Annotated in this window: 10 protein-coding genes; 1 reads left to right on the top strand and 9 read right to left on the bottom strand. The window is 56.8% G+C overall.

What is annotated here, in order from left to right; genetic code table 11:
* Positions 1-6: 6 nt before the first annotated feature.
* The 9 genes from hemH to OKC44_RS07655 all read right to left on the bottom strand — a co-directional run bounded on the left by hemH (position 7) and on the right by OKC44_RS07655 (position 11,469).
* Positions 7-981 carry a ferrochelatase gene (gene hemH, locus OKC44_RS07695; protein WP_270812024.1) on the bottom strand — a complete coding sequence of 325 codons (975 nt, stop codon included), beginning with the start codon at positions 979-981 and terminating at the stop codon, positions 7-9.
* Positions 982-1,095: 114 nt separating this feature from the next.
* A complete protein-coding gene (gene adk, locus OKC44_RS07690) occupies positions 1,096-1,740 on the bottom strand; it encodes an adenylate kinase (protein ID WP_011706319.1) in 645 nt (214 codons plus the stop codon).
* Between the two features lie 254 nt (positions 1,741-1,994).
* A complete protein-coding gene (htpG, locus tag OKC44_RS07685; protein ID WP_270812021.1) occupies positions 1,995-3,908 on the bottom strand; it encodes a molecular chaperone HtpG in 1,914 nt (637 codons plus the stop codon).
* 210 nt (positions 3,909-4,118) lie between these two features.
* Entirely contained in the window at positions 4,119-4,721 is a 603-nt protein-coding gene (gene recR / locus OKC44_RS07680) for a recombination mediator RecR (RefSeq protein ID WP_010633741.1), read from the bottom strand.
* Between the two features lie 125 nt (positions 4,722-4,846).
* Positions 4,847-5,704: a formate dehydrogenase accessory sulfurtransferase FdhD gene (gene fdhD, locus OKC44_RS07675; RefSeq protein WP_017784686.1), complete on the bottom strand. Its 858-nt coding sequence runs from the start codon at positions 5,702-5,704 to the stop codon at positions 4,847-4,849.
* Between the two features lie 10 nt (positions 5,705-5,714).
* On the bottom strand, positions 5,715-7,844 hold the full coding sequence (locus OKC44_RS07670) for a sigma 54-interacting transcriptional regulator (RefSeq protein WP_024944009.1): 2,130 nt from the start codon (positions 7,842-7,844) through the stop codon (positions 5,715-5,717).
* Positions 7,845-8,198: 354 nt separating this feature from the next.
* A complete protein-coding gene (locus OKC44_RS07665; RefSeq protein ID WP_005301849.1) occupies positions 8,199-8,597 on the bottom strand; it encodes a hypothetical protein in 399 nt (132 codons plus the stop codon).
* Between the two features lie 81 nt (positions 8,598-8,678).
* Positions 8,679-10,823 (bottom strand): formate dehydrogenase subunit alpha, encoded by a 2,145-nt coding sequence (gene fdhF, locus OKC44_RS07660; RefSeq protein ID WP_270812018.1) that lies wholly within the window; start codon positions 10,821-10,823, stop codon positions 8,679-8,681.
* A gap of 46 nt (positions 10,824-10,869) precedes the next feature.
* On the bottom strand, positions 10,870-11,469 hold the full coding sequence (locus OKC44_RS07655; protein ID WP_005301859.1) for a 4Fe-4S binding protein: 600 nt from the start codon (positions 11,467-11,469) through the stop codon (positions 10,870-10,872).
* Positions 11,470-12,059: 590 nt separating this feature from the next.
* Between OKC44_RS07655 and OKC44_RS07650 the strand changes: the two genes are divergently transcribed.
* Positions 12,060-14,057 (top strand): ATP-binding protein, encoded by a 1,998-nt coding sequence (locus tag OKC44_RS07650; RefSeq protein WP_270812015.1) that lies wholly within the window; start codon positions 12,060-12,062, stop codon positions 14,055-14,057.
* Positions 14,058-14,481 lie beyond the last annotated feature (424 nt).

The following is a 14,481-nucleotide window of genomic DNA, read 5'->3' as shown; positions in this document are numbered from 1 at the left end:
GCCCCGTCAGGCTAGCTCGCGGCAGATCAGCGACACCATCATGCGGATGTGGGCCTGATCGCTGTTGAGGGCTGGAATGTATTCAAACTGCTCGCCACCGGCGGCCATGAAGATCTCCCGGTTCTGCACCTGGATCTCCTCCAGGGTTTCGAGGCAGTCGGCGGCAAAGGCGGGACAGATCACATCGAGCCGCTTGATCGCGGTGGCCGGCAGGCCGCCGATGGTCACGTCGGTGTAGGGCTTGAGCCACTCCTCCTTGCCAAAGCGGGACTGGAAGCTGGCGGTCCACTGGCTGGCCTCCAGCCCGAGCGCTTCGGCCAGCAGGGCGGCGGTGCGCCGGCACTGGTGACCATAGGGATCCCCTTCCCGCTCGTAGCGTTCGGGAATGCCGTGGAACGACATCAGCAGGTGCTCGCCCTGGCCGTGCTGTTCCCAGTGGCGACGCACGCTCATGGCCAGCGCCTGGATATATTCGGGGTGAGCATGGTAATCACGAATGAGCCGCACCACCGGCAGGTTGCGCTCTTTTTTCATCGCCTTGGCCCAGCCATCGAACACCGAGGCGGTGGTGCTGACCGAATACTGGGGATAGAGCGGCAACAGGATCACCCGGTTGACTCCCTTGGCCTTGAGCGCCTGCCAGCCCTCATCCAGCGAAGGGGAGCCGTAGGTCATGGCCAGCTCCACCGGCACCTCGACCCCTTCGCGCTTGAGCTCCTGCTCCAGCGCCGCGCGCTGCTGCTTGCTTATCACCATCAGCGGCGAGCCCTGCTCGGTCCACACCTGCTGATAGAGCTTGGCCACCTTGGGGGAGCGGGTCGGCAGGATGATGAAGTGGAGCAGAGGGCACCAGAGGTAGCGCGGCAGGTCGACGACCCGCTGATCGTGCAGAAACTGGCTGAGAAACGCCTTGACGGCGGCCGTGGTGGGCGCGGCTGGGGTACCCAGATTGACCAGCAAGATCCCGGTTTTCGTGGTCACGTATGCTTCCTGTCGTTCTGTTGTTATGTCTGAATGCAAGAAAGGGCCCATGCCGGGCCCTTGTCTCACTGGCACATTGCCGCTGGCCCCTTGGGGACGATGGCAATGGCGGGCTTAGCCCAGGATGGTCGCCAGCTGCTTGCTGACCAGATCCACCGGCTGGGTGCCATCAATCTTGACGTAACGGGTGTTGCCCGCTTCCGCTTCCTTGCCGTAGAAGCCGATGAGCGGTGCGGTCTGCTGATGATATACATCCAGACGCTTGCGCACAGTGGTCTCTTCGTCGTCGGCACGGATCACCAGATCTTCACCGGTCACGTCGTCCTTGCCTTCCACTTTCGGCGGGTTGAACACCACGTGGTAGGTACGGCCGGAGCCGGAGTGAACGCGACGACCGCTCATGCGCTTGACGATCTCTTCGTCCGGCACGTCGAACTCCAGCACGAAGTCCACGGCAACACCGGCGTCCTTCATGGCTTGCGCCTGGGGAATGGTGCGCGGGAAACCGTCCAGCAGGAAGCCGTTGGCGCAATCCGGTTGGGCAATACGCTCTTTGACCAGGCCGATGATGATGTCGTCAGAGACGAGCTGACCTGCGTCCATCACGGCTTTGGCCTTGAGGCCCAGCTCGGTGCCCGCCTTGATCGCGGCACGCAGCATGTCGCCGGTGGAGATCTGCGGAATACCGTGTTTTTCCATGATGAACTGAGCCTGAGTACCCTTGCCGGCACCCGGAGCCCCCAACAGAACAATGCGCATACACGCTCCTATTGATTGGTTATTCAATTCTTGAGAAGGCAAAAAACTACACGGTTTCGCCCATTTTCACAAGCTTGCCCCGTGTGAGTGGCTTATTTTTCACCATCTTTCCGACATGGCAATACGACCATTGGCGCAGATCCGTGTACGAAAAATGAGTGAAAATGCAGCAGCGCTGCACGCAACTGGCGCCCGCCCCGGACGGGGCAGGCGCCAGAAAAGAAAGAGCCCACTGCACGCAGTGGGCCCAAACATCATGCCTGGAGTAACAGACGGTTGATACGAGAGACGAAGCTCGCCGGATCATTGAGCCCGCCCTGCTCGGCCAGCTGGGCCTGTTCGTGCAAGAGGGTGACCCACTCGCCGAACAGCGCCTCGTCCTGGATGGTATCGAGCTTCTTCACCAGGGCGTGATCGGGGTTCAGTTCCAGAATGTACTTCTGCTCCGGCACCGGCTGGCCGGCGGCACGCATCAGCTTGATCATCTGGGTGCTCATGCCGTGGGCATCGGTAACGATGCAGGACGGTGAGTCGGTCAGACGGTGGGTGACACGCACCTCTTTCACCGCCTCACCCAGGCTCTGCTTGACCCGCTCCACCAGACCGGCGTTGGCTTTCTCAGCCTCTTCCTGCGCCTGTTTGGAGGCGTCGTCTTCCAGATCGCCGAGATCCAGCTCGCCACGGGTGACGGAGACCAGCTGCTTGCCGTCGAACTCGGTCAGGTGGCTCATCAGCCACTCATCGACCCGCTCCCACATCAGCAGCACTTCGACGCCCTTCTTGCGGAAGATCTCGAGGTGCGGGCTGTTTTTGGCGGCGGCGTAAGAGTCAGCGGTGATGTAGTAAATCTTCTGCTGGCCTTCCTTCATGCGGCCAACGTAATCCTCCAGCGACACAGTCTGGGCTTCGCCCTCGCCGGCGGTGCTGGCAAAGCGCAGGAGCTTGGCGATCTCTTCGCGGTTGGCGTAATCCTCGGCCGGGCCTTCTTTGAGCACATTGCCGAACTCGCTCCAGAACTTGGCGTACTTCTCGGCATCATCCTTGGCCAGCTTGGCGAGCATGGTCAGCACGCGCTTGGAACAGGCCTTGCGCAGGGAGACGGTCACCTTGTTGTCTTGCAGGATTTCACGGCTGACGTTGAGCGGCAGATCGTTGGAGTCCAGCACCCCTTTGACGAAGCGCAGGTAAGCCGGCATGAACTGCTCGGCGTCGTCCATGATGAAGACGCGCTGTACGTAGAGCTTCAGGCCGTGTTTCTGATCCCGGTTGTAGAGATCGAACGGGGCGCGGGCCGGCACGTAGAGCAGGCTGGTGTACTCCTGCGCCCCTTCCACCCGGTTGTGACCCCATAACAGCGGATCTTCGAAGTCGTGGGCGACGTGCTTGTAGAACTCCTGATACTCCTCGTCCTTGATCTCTTTCGGGTTGCGAGTCCACAGCGCAGTGGCGCGGTTGACCTGCTCCCACTCGCCCGGGGTACCGACGATGGTTTCACCGTCTTCTTCCCGATCCGGGGTGCCCTCTTTGAACATCTCCACCGGCACGCTGATGTGGTCGGAATATTTGCTGACCACGGAGCGCAGACGCCAGTCGTCGAGGAACTCGTCCTCTTCGGCGCGCAGGTGCAGGATGACGTCGGTACCACGGCCCTCCTTGGTCACGTCAGCCACGGTGAAGGAGCCTTCCCCTTCAGATTCCCACTGCACGCCCTGCTCCGGAGCACTACCGGCGGCGCGGGACACCACGGTCACCTTGTCGGCGACGATGAAGGCGGAGTAGAAGCCCACCCCGAACTGACCGATCAGCTGGGAGTCGCGGCCCTGATCACCGGAGAGGTTCTTGAAGAACTCGGCAGTGCCGGACTTGGCGATGGTGCCCAGGTGCTCGATCACCTGATCACGGGTCATACCGATCCCGTTGTCAGAGATGGTCAGGGTCCGATTTTCTTTATCAACCACCAGGCGAACGCGCAACTGGCCGTCGTTTTCGAACAAAGAGGCATCGGAAAGCGCCTTGAAGCGCAGCTTGTCCGCCGCATCGGAGGCGTTGGAAATCAGCTCGCGCAGGAACACTTCTTTGTTGGAGTAGAGGCTGTGGGCCATCAGGCTCAGCAGTTGTTTGACTTCAGTCTGAAACCCGTGGGTTTCGGCATGAACGCTTTGGGTCATCGACACTATCCTCAGGCGATTCGGGTTGAACATATTCCCGATCCAAGATGGGGCCGGCGATCGCCATTTCAAGGGGGGCAAAACGTCGAGGCGTGCGAATGGCGATTTTTGCGCCAATCGACCCTCTTGCCCAACAAAAAACCCGCCGAGGCGGGTTCTGGTATTGCTGCTGAGTCGCGACGCAGGGCCTGTTGAAGAACAGACGCTGACTCAGTTAAGGGGCTGACGCCCCATCAGGGAGTGGGAGAGCGTGGTGCCGTCCACCAGCTCCAGCTCGCCGCCCACCGGCACCCCGTGGGCAATCCGGCTCACCTTGACGCCGGCGGCGCGGGCCATGTCGGCGATGTACCAGGCGGTGGCATCTCCCTCGATGGTGGGGTTGGTGGCCAGGATCAGCTCGCTGATCGCCTCGTCTTTCAACCGTCGCTCCAGGATCTCCAGCCCCAGCTCTTCCGGGCCAATGCCGTCCAGCGGCGAGAGGTGGCCCATCAGCACGAAGTAGCGGCCGGAGAACTGGCCGGTCTGCTCGATGGCGGCCACGTCCGCCGGGCTCTCCACCACGCACAGCAGGCCGTTCTCTTCGCGCTTGGGATTGGCGCAGATCTCGCAGCGCTCGTTCTCGGTGAAGGTGCGGCAGTGGCTGCAGTGGCCAATCTCGGTGAGGGCGCGAGAGAGCAGCTGGGCCAGCCGCAGGCCGCCGCTGCGCTCACGCTCGAGCAGGGTAAATGCCATGCGCTGGGCCGACTTGGGGCCGACACCCGGCAGCACCTGCAGGGCTTTCATCATCTCATCCAGCAGCGGGCTGAATTTCATGGGCTTGGTATCCTTTGACGCTGTGTCGGCCACGGCGCCCTGACGGGCAAGGAGCGCGACCGAACCTATCTTGTTGGCGCAGGACTATACCCGAGCCAACCCCGAGCGCCAATGGCCTTGTGCCCTCAGCCCTCTGCCGAAACGGGGGATGATGCCGCGCTCGCCAGCAGGATGCGCTGGCGACCACTGTAGATCTCCGCCCGCCCCGGGCGGCAAAAGCCCACCAGGGTGAGCCCGGTCTGCTCGGCCCGCTCGACCGCAAGCTCAGTGGCGGCCGAGATGGCGAGCAAGATCTCCACCCCGGCGCTGGCGCACTTTTGCACCATCTCGAAGCTGGCGCGGCTGGTCACCAGGATGGCGCCGTCGCGCCGTTGACTTCGCTGCAGGTGCCCAACCAGCTTGTCCAGCGCGATATGGCGTCCCACGTCCTCGCGAATGGCGAGGATGTTGCCCTCGCCGTCCACGTGCACGGCGGCATGGGTCGCCCCCGTGCTCTGCCCCAGCAGCTGGAGCGGGCGCAGCGCCGCCAGCACCTTGTCGATATGACCCACCGCAAAGCGCTGGCTGTCGGGCAGCCTTGGCTGGGCGCGCACCACCTGTTCCAGGCTCTCGCTGCCGCAGATGCCGCACCCGGTGCGCCCGGCCAGGGTGCGCCGTTTCTCTTTCAGGCGATGAACGCAGCGATTGGCCAGGGTGATGTGCAGCTCGATGCCGCGACAGGCGCTCTGCTGCTCGATGTCGTGGATATCGAGCAGACTGTCGATGATCCCCTCGGAGAGCGAGAAGCCGATGGCGAAATCCTCCAGATCGGCGGCCGAGCACATCATCACGCTGTGGGCGATGCCGTTGTAGACCAGCGCCACCGGGGTTTCGCAAGGCAGCTGCATGGCGCTGTCGGTGGTGACGCCGCGCTGATGGTAATGGACCACCTCGCGGTGGGCGCTGAGCGCCTGCGGGGTATCGGGGTCGAGTTCAAGCAACATCTGGGGCCCCTTAGTTGAGGGTGCGGGGATCTTTGGCCGAGATCCCGAGCCGTTTCATTTTCGACAGCAAGGTGGTGCGCTTCATGCCAAGGCGCTGGGCCGCGCCCCGCTCGCCGGCAACGATGCCGTTGCACGCCTTCAGCGCCCGGATGATGCTGACCCGCTCATCCTCCCCCTGTGCCTCGTCACCCTGCGGCAAGGCGGGCAGCGGCTCGCGAAACAGCTCCCGGGCCGGCTCGTCATAGACCAGGGTCTCTATCTTGTGAAAGCCCTTGAGGGGCAGCAACTCGTCCGGCGAGAGATTCAGCACATGGCCGCGGGTCATCACCACCGCCCGCTCGATGATGTTTTCGAGCTCGCGGATGTTGCCGTACCAGGGGAGCGACACCAGCATCTTCATGGCGTCGGCCGGGATGGAGGTGATGGTGCGGCGCATCCGCTTGGCGATCTTCTTGATGAAGAAGTTGACCAAGAGCGGAATATCCTCGCGCCGCTCGCGCAGGGGCGGCAGCTCGATGGGAAAGACGTTGAGGCGGTAATAGAGATCGCTTCTAAAGCGCTTGTTCTTGACCATGGAGAGCAGATCGCAGTTGGTGGCTGCCACCAGCCGCACGTCGATGGCAATGGGGTTGCTGTTGCCCACCCGCTCCAGCTCGTGCTCCTGCAACACCCGCAACAGTTTGGGCTGCAGATCGAGCGGCATGTCCCCCACCTCGTCGAGGAACAGGGTGCCCTTGTGGGCCCGCTCGAAGCGGCCGATGCGCTGGGTCAGCGCCCCGGTGAAGGCCCCCTTCTCGTGGCCGAACAGATCGCTTTCGATAAGGCCGGTGGGAATGGCGGCGCAGTTCACCTTGACCATCTCGTGATCGTGGCGGGCACTCAGGGCGTGAATGGCCTGGGCGATCAGCTCCTTGCCGGTGCCGGTCTCCCCCAGAATGAGCACGGTGCAGTCGCTCTGGGCCACCAGCTTCACCTTCTCCAGTACCTTCTCCATCACGGCGCTCTGGTAGATGATGTTGGCAAAGTCCCCCTGCGGCGCAGGTCCGTCGACCCGAAGGGTCTTCTCCCTGGCACCGGTGGTGTTGGAGATCTCCTGCTGCGCCTGCACGTTGTTCATGGCAATCGCCGTGCGCGCCGCCACTTGTTCGAGCAGCGAGATATCGAGGTCGGCGAAGAAATCCGCCTCGGGGTGGGAGAGGATCAACACCCCCAGCAGGTTGCCCCGATAGCGCAGCGGCAGGATGCAGGAGCTGTCGGCGTCGGGGGGCAGGATCTGGGAGGTGAAACGGCAGCTCGACTGGCAGCCGTGGCCCTGCTCGCGATAGAGGAAGAAGGGCTCGCTGTGGCCGAGCGCCCCCTGCAGGCAGTTCTTCTCAAAACACGAATGGTTGATGATGCCCGGCTGTTCGCGCTGCTGCTGATTAACCAGGTAGCTCTTGAAGCTGTCGGAGGTGGCGTTGTACTCGGCCAGGCACAGGCTGCTGATGCCAAAGTGGTGGTGCAGTATGGTGAACAGGCTCTGGGGCAGCTCGGCGATGCGCACTAACTTAATCACCGCGTTGGTCACGTCCACCAGGATCTTGCAGCTGTCGCGCTCAAGGCGCAGGGAGTTGGCCTGCTCCAGGGTGCGCTCCTTGTCCAGTACGTTCTCCAGCGCAATGGCGACGATGGCCGCCAGCTGGGTCAGCTTGGCCAGGGTCTCCATCGGGAAGGCATTGGCCTCGCGGCTGATGAACTCCACCCCGCCCAGGTGACTGCGGGCGGTGGTGATGGGCAGCTGGCAGTAAGAGTGCAAGCCGTCATAGACAGGAGTGCTCGCCAGCTGTTCGCAGCGGTGGCGAAAGCGGCTCGCCGGCAGCACGATGGCCTGCTCGCGGGAAAAATGGAGATCGGCCTTGCGGCAGATGAGGTGTGCCGGCCCCTGCTCCCCCAGGTAGTAGAAGACCGCCTCCTCCCCCGTTCCCAGATTGAGGATGAGGTTGACCCGGTCCACCTGGCGAAAGCAGGGCTGGATCCGGTTCAGCTTCTTGATGAAATCGTCCAGGGTGACAGCAGAGAGCAGATTCTTGGAGAGGGAGAGAAAGCCGTCATCCCAGATGGGTGAGATATCGGTCAACGGAATGGCACTCACATTCAGCATTCAGGCCTCGCATTACATCTAGATGGGTACCCTTGCTGGCCAATTGCAGCACGGCAACAACGGTAAACAATGCATCAGCCATCGCAGTCAGATGTTATAATTAATTTTTAAAAACTTAACGCTTAATTATAAAAACTAACATGCACTGAAATAGCATCGCGCAGATTATCGCAGGATGGCTGGCATAATAAGTTAGCCCCATCCCCATTACAACCAAGCCGGCCCTGGCACATATTACAGCTCCGTCAGCGGATATTTCCCGCCGCGCCCAAATATGGCGTCACTATCGCCGGCATTCGCCGCATATCGCCGCCAACTGGCCCATCCTCTGCCCCTGTTGCTGCTGTCGCAGGCTCATGAGGAGAGCAGCCGGTAGTTGTGCAGCTTCAGTCCGCCGAAGATGAAGGCGGCGGAAAAGAGCTGAAGCCCCAGCAATAACCCACTGATATTGTCAGCTATTTCCACCGACACTACCCGATGGGTGAGGTAGACCCCGAGCCCCAGCACGCCCGCCAGCAGGCAGTTGACCAGGGTGGTGGAGAGAAAGGCGATGAGCCAGGCCGCCTGCACGCTCAATGCCGCCAGCACGGCGCTCATGGCGATGCGCGCGGCGATAAAACAGCCGAAAAAGGCAAACCCCAGCAGAAATATCAATTCGTCGTGCCATAGAAAACACCCAATCCCTAACAACATCACCAGCAAATAAGCGGAGACATAAAAGATCCCGAACGAAAGATTTAATTCATTTTTCATGATGGACACCTGCCAGCTGAAAAAAGGATGAGCGGATCCGGGCCCTGTATACAGAGCCTGGATCCACTTTATTAACGACGATTACCCTTTGGCGGCGCTGCGCAATTTCGCCTTGAGCGCGCTGTATTCAGTCTGGACGTACACTTCCGCCTCAGGCTGATCCTCGATACGCTCAATTTTCACTGCGCAGTACTTGTACTCCGGCGTGTAGGAGACGGGGTCAACGTGCTCGATGGTGAGCTCGTTGCAGGCCCCGATCCACCACTGGTAGGTCATGTAGACCACCCCGGCGTTGACCCGCTCGTTGTAGTTGGCCCGGGTGATCACCTTGCCACGGCGCGACGAGATCCAGACCAGTGCCTGATCCCTCACCCCGAGCTTTTTGGCATCGCTCGGGTGGATCTGCACATAGCCCGGCTCATCGGCCAGGGTCTGCAGGGCCGAGCAGTTGCCGGTCATGGAGCGGCAGGAGTAGTGACCCACCTCGCGCACGGTGGAGAGCACCAGCGGGTACTCGGCACAGGGCTGCTCCAGCGGCGGCCGCCACTCGGAGGCAATCAGCTGGCCCTTGCCGCTCGGGGTGGTGAACACGTTCCCCTCGAACAGGGTGCTGGTGCCCGGGTGATCCTCGGTCGGACAGGGCCACTGCACGCTCTTGAGATCGGCCATCTTGTCATAGCTGACCCCGGCGTAGAGCGGGCAGAGTCCGCGCAGCTCGTCCCAAATCTGCTCGGTGTCGCAATACTCCATGGGATACCCCATGGCGGTCGCCATCAGCGAGAAGATGGCCCAGTCCGGCTTCACGTTGTCCGGCGGCGTCACCGCCTTGTAGAAGCGCTGGAAGCCGCGATCCGCCGAGCTGTAGACCCCCTCGTGCTCGCCCCAACTGGTGGCGGGCAGAATGACGTCAGCCATCTCGGCCGTCTGGGTCATGAAGATATCCTGCACGATCACCAGCTCCATCCCCGCCAGGGTGCGGCGGAACTGACCGAGATCGGCCTCGGTCTGGGCCGGATCTTCCCCAAAGATGTAGAAGGCCTTGCACTTGCCCTCCTCCACCTTGTGGCCAAGCTCGGTCAGCCGGTAACCCGGTTTCTGGGAGAGCCCATCCACCCCCCACGCCTTGGCGAACTTGGCGCTGATGGCGGGATCGCTCACCGACTGATAACCCGGGAACTGGTGCGGCAGCATCCCCATGTCGCAGGTGCCCTGCACGTTGTTCTGCCCGCGTACCGGCCCGCAGCCGGTGCCACGACGACCGAAGTTGCCGGTCAGCAGTGCAATACCCGCCAGCCCTTTGACCACGTCCACCGCCTGACCGTACTGGGTCACCCCCATGCCCCACAGGATCATGGACGCAGGCGATGCGGCATAGGTGCGAATGGCGGCGCGGATATCGGCGGCCTTGAGGCCGGTGATCCCCTCCACATATTCCGGGGTGTACTTGGCCACTGTGGCCTTGAAGGTGTCGAACCCTTCGGTGTAGTTGGCGACAAACGCCTTGTTGTAGAGCCCTTCATTGATCAAGACGTTGGCGAAGGCGTTGACCAGCGCCATATTGGAACCGTTTTTGAGCGGCAGCCACTGATCGGCGATGCGGGCGGTCTCCACCATACGGGGATCACACACAATCACCTTGGCCCCGTTTGCCTTCGCCTTGAGGATATGGCGGGCGACGATGGGGTGAGAGTCAGCAGCGTTGTAACCAAACACCAGCAGGCACTTGGTCTCTTGAATTTCGGGAATGGCGTTGCTCATGGCGCCGTTGCCTACAGTTGTCTCCAGACCGGAGACTGAGGGTGCGTGTCACACCCTCGCGCAGTGATCGACGTTGTTCGTCCCAAGCACCGCACGGGCAAATTTCTGCATCACATAGTTGGCTTCATTGCCCGGGCCACGGGCAGAGCCGGTGGTCATGATGGCGTCCGGGCCATATTTCGCCTTGATGGCAGAGAGGCGACTGCTGGCGAACTCGATCGCTTCGTCCCAGGAGACGGCTTCGAGCTTGCCACCGCGCTCGCGGCGGATCATCGGGCTCTTGAGACGGGGGGTCAGCAGGTTGGTGTCGTTCAAGAAATCCCAACCGTAATAGCCCTTGAGGCAGAGTTGCCCCTCGTTGGTCCGGCCGTTGGCGCCTTCGGCCCCCACCACCTTGTCGTTTTCAACCAGCAGGTTGATTTTGCAACCGGTGCCGCAATAAGGGCACACGGTAATGACTTTTTTCATGACTCACACTCTTGTTTGTTAACGAAAAACGGCTCGGCAAGCCCGCTCACACCCGCGCCGGCATCGCCAGCAGGGCCTCGGCACTGGCCAGCTGCTTCTGCCGGTTCAGGGTGTCAAGATGCGCCGGCGTGACCAGCCGCAGCGCCTGGGTCGGACACACCTCGACACAGGCCGGGCCCGCCTCGCGGTGCTGGCAGAGATCGCACTTGAGCGCCTGCGCCTTGGTCTGCGGCCGTTTGAAGAGCGAATCGGCCGTGGGGGCCACCTCTTTCACCACCACCGCCATGGCGCCGTAAGGACAGGCCACCACGCAGGACTTGCAACCGATGCAGCGTGCCTGCAGCACCTTGACGCAGCCATCCTCGGTGACGATGGCGTTGTTGGGGCAGGCCATGGCGCAGGGCTTGTCTTCACACTGGCGGCAGAGCACCGGCGTAGTCACCTTGCTGCCCACGATCACCTTCAGGCGCGGCTGAAAATGGCTGTCCTTGGAGACCAGATGTCCATCCTCGATGGCAAGATGCAGGCCGCCCTCCCGCTCAAGGGTCCCGCTGCAGGACCCTGACTGGTGTGAAACGGCGCAGGCCACCTCACAGGTACGACACCCAATACAGAGACTGGGATCTGCAATCACGAAGCTGTTCATAGAGAGGGATCCTAAATGGTTCGTTACACCCGACCGCCCTCACCCACCTGGCAGGCGACAACACGGTCTGCCCCCACAAAGCATTTATCAGACCAACACCGGCAGATGGCCCGTCATAAAATCACAAGCATATGAAAATAAAGAAATAATATTGACAGTAAAGGCGATATTAGCCGTAACTGACGAGGGTAACGAAGGGGCCGGCCTTCTGATCGACATGACAAAAGTGACGAGGTCGACACTGGCTGACAAGCCCCTGCCCCAACCGCGTGATGGAGCCGTTCGGAGGGGTTTGGAGCCAGGTTAAACCGCCATAAACCAAGCCCGCGAAGGGGCAACATCCGGGAAGAAAAGCCATACCAAGGGCCAAAATAGGCCACTTATTGACTGATTTATTGAGCCAGAGCCGGTTTTAGGCCCCCGCCCCTTCAGTTTTTCATCTGTCCGGTTAATATGAGCCACTTGGCAACCAGCTACGTTGGGGGTCATCTCCATGCAGATATCACTGGCTAGAAGCAAAAAGAACAGGGGCTGGCTCTTGATGAGAAACAGCTAATAAAAATCACGTAATAAAAAGCACTGAGACTCGGATGGATAAAGTAGAAGTAAATAGCAAAGGCATAAAAAACAGACTGAAAAGTGTCAAACCTTTTAAGGCCATTGCTGAGTATATTTGGAATGGCTTTGATGCCGGTGCAAACTCGATAAATATAATATATGGTCTAAATGACATTGGTTTTGTTAACGCCTTAACTATCAGCGATAATGGTAAAGGAATTCCATTCCACTTTGCAGACACTAAGTTCAAACCTATCCTCTCAAGTGAAAAGAGAGAAAAAGAAAGTCAACAAAGCTTAATTCATGGAAAAAATGGCCTTGGGCGGCTAACCTTTTATCATTTTTGTGAATCAGCAGAATGGAAAACCGTATATCAAGAAGGAAGCTCTATAAAAGAGTATTCAATATCTGTCGATGAAGCAAATATTGATCGATATACTAAAACAGCTGTCCGCGATAGTTTATGCCAAACTGTCGGAACTACTGTTTCCTTTTATAATATCTTCGGCATTGATGAGGATTACATAACTAGTGAACTAGCTAATTATCTGCAGAGAGAATTTTCATTTTTCTTACAAATAAACAAGCATTTCGGTTATGAAATAACAATCAATAATAAACCTATCGATCATTCTTCACTTATAAAAGAATCTGATGAGTTAACCACTACTTTAGATGGTCACACCTTTAATATTGAATTTATAAGATGGAATCAAAAGTTAAATAACCACTCTTCTCGTTACTATTGCAGTGATACTCACTGTGCATTTAAATACTCTAATACTACGTCATTCAATAATAAGGGGGATTCATTTTATCACAGTGTTTTTATTTCTAGTTCGTACTTTGAACATTTTATTCCATGTAACAAAGGTGATGATGAAACAAAACACCCTGATATGTTCGAAATCCCAAATGAAAGAGCGACTACATTTAGGAAGTTGATAAAGGAAGTCAATACACTCCTTAAAAATAAGAGAACACCATTTATTGTTGAGTTTGCAAAAAAACTTATTGAAGAATACGAAATCAATGGTGTATTCCCTAAATACAACAAAAACAATAAGTGGGAAGTATTAAGAATGAACGACATTAAAGAAGCAGTAATGCAACTTTATGTAGTAGAACCAAAAATATATACTTCCTTAAATCTTCAGCAAAAGAAAACACTTGTTGGCTTCCTGTCTTTAATTATTGATAGTGGAAATTTAGACGACTTATTTTCTATTTTAGATGGCGTCATCGAACTAGATTCAACTCAGAGAGAATGCTTTGCAAGACAGCTAAAAACAACAAAGATGAGTTCTATTGTTAATACGATTGAACTAATTAGCGATAGATTTAAATCAGTATCAGAGTTTGAACGACTGGTTTTTGATCCAAAAATGTATGCCGGTGAAGTTCCACATTTACAAAAAATGATGGAAAAAAATTATTGGTTGATCGGAGAACAGTATCAGCTTTTAACAGCTGCAGAGCCAAAGTTTGAAGAAGCCTTACGTCGCTATAATTACATACTTAGAGGAGATGCCAAAAAACATAATATTGAACATGAGTCAAAAAACAAGGAAATGGATCTTTTCTTGATCAGGCAAGGTTTCAATGGTCAGGTAGAAAATGTTGTTTTGGAATTAAAACACCCAATCAATGTTAGACTTGGGAAAAAAGAATTAGATCAGGTTTATGAATATTATCAAGTAATCAGAAGCGAAGCTATGTTTAACGCTTCGAATTGTACTTGGAAGTTTTATTTGATCGGTAATAAATTTGACTCAACTGACTATATACAAGGTCAAATAAATAACCTCAAAGATAAAGGCGAACCTGGATTAGCCTTTTCTGGCGACTACAAGGTATATGTTTATACGTGGAGTGAAGTTTTTTATAACTTCAAAGTTAAACATCGCTATTTGCAGGAGAAGTTGCAACTTCAAATTGACCTTCTTAATGAAGATAGCTATGAGAGTGCTGATGATATAGTTAATAAAACCAGAACTTCTGACTCAAAAAAGGAGCTTATTTTACCTTAGTTTATATTTAGCTAGGATCGTAGGGTGCAATAAGCGAAGCGCATTGCACCTCTTATGCCTCTTTTAATACTTGGCGCAATTCACTTCGTTCATTGCACCCTACTTGCTGTCTCTTGATAAATAAAGACTCTATTGCAGCCTTACCTCCTTCTCTTTTACTGCCAGAGCCACTCTTTATTGGTCAGCATTTTATCGTTTATTTCTTAGCCAGCTTGATGCAAAACGCTGGCAAAAATGGATAGCCAGTTAAAACAATCACTTGCCAGGGGCTGGACGGGGTATTTCAATCAGTGGCCAATTAATAATTTCGTTAGCCACCCCTTTTTGATTATTTATACCTGAGCATAAACCTACGACGGGTGTGTCATTATACCCTTAACGGCAGATGAACAGACTGTGTCCCATGATGAGCCTCTTTATATCC

Origin of the sequence: Aeromonas sp. S41-2, assembly GCF_027705845.1 — a bacterium.
In the GTDB taxonomy this organism is placed as follows: Bacteria; Pseudomonadota; Gammaproteobacteria; order Enterobacterales; family Aeromonadaceae; genus Aeromonas; species Aeromonas hydrophila.
The sequence above is the reverse complement of the archived record's forward strand: the minus strand, read 5'-3'. Positions and strand labels throughout refer to the sequence as shown.

What these genes read in the sequence shown, in the direction of transcription:
- adk (WP_011706319.1), bottom strand. Translation starts at nt 1,740, where the DNA reads ATGCGCATTGTTCTGTTGGGGGCTCCGGGTGCCGGCAAGGGTACTCAG.
- htpG (WP_270812021.1), bottom strand. Translation starts at nt 3,908, where the DNA reads ATGACCCAAAGCGTTCATGCCGAAACCCACGGGTTTCAGACTGAAGTC.
- recR (WP_010633741.1), bottom strand. Translation starts at nt 4,721, where the DNA reads ATGAAATTCAGCCCGCTGCTGGATGAGATGATGAAAGCCCTGCAGGTG.
- fdhD (WP_017784686.1), bottom strand. Translation starts at nt 5,704, where the DNA reads ATGTTGCTTGAACTCGACCCCGATACCCCGCAGGCGCTCAGCGCCCAC.
- OKC44_RS07670 (WP_024944009.1), bottom strand. Translation starts at nt 7,844, where the DNA reads ATGCTGAATGTGAGTGCCATTCCGTTGACCGATATCTCACCCATCTGG.
- OKC44_RS07665 (WP_005301849.1), bottom strand. Translation starts at nt 8,597, where the DNA reads ATGAAAAATGAATTAAATCTTTCGTTCGGGATCTTTTATGTCTCCGCT.
- OKC44_RS07655 (WP_005301859.1), bottom strand. Translation starts at nt 11,469, where the DNA reads ATGAACAGCTTCGTGATTGCAGATCCCAGTCTCTGTATTGGGTGTCGT.
- OKC44_RS07650 (WP_270812015.1), top strand. Translation starts at nt 12,060, where the DNA reads ATGGATAAAGTAGAAGTAAATAGCAAAGGCATAAAAAACAGACTGAAA.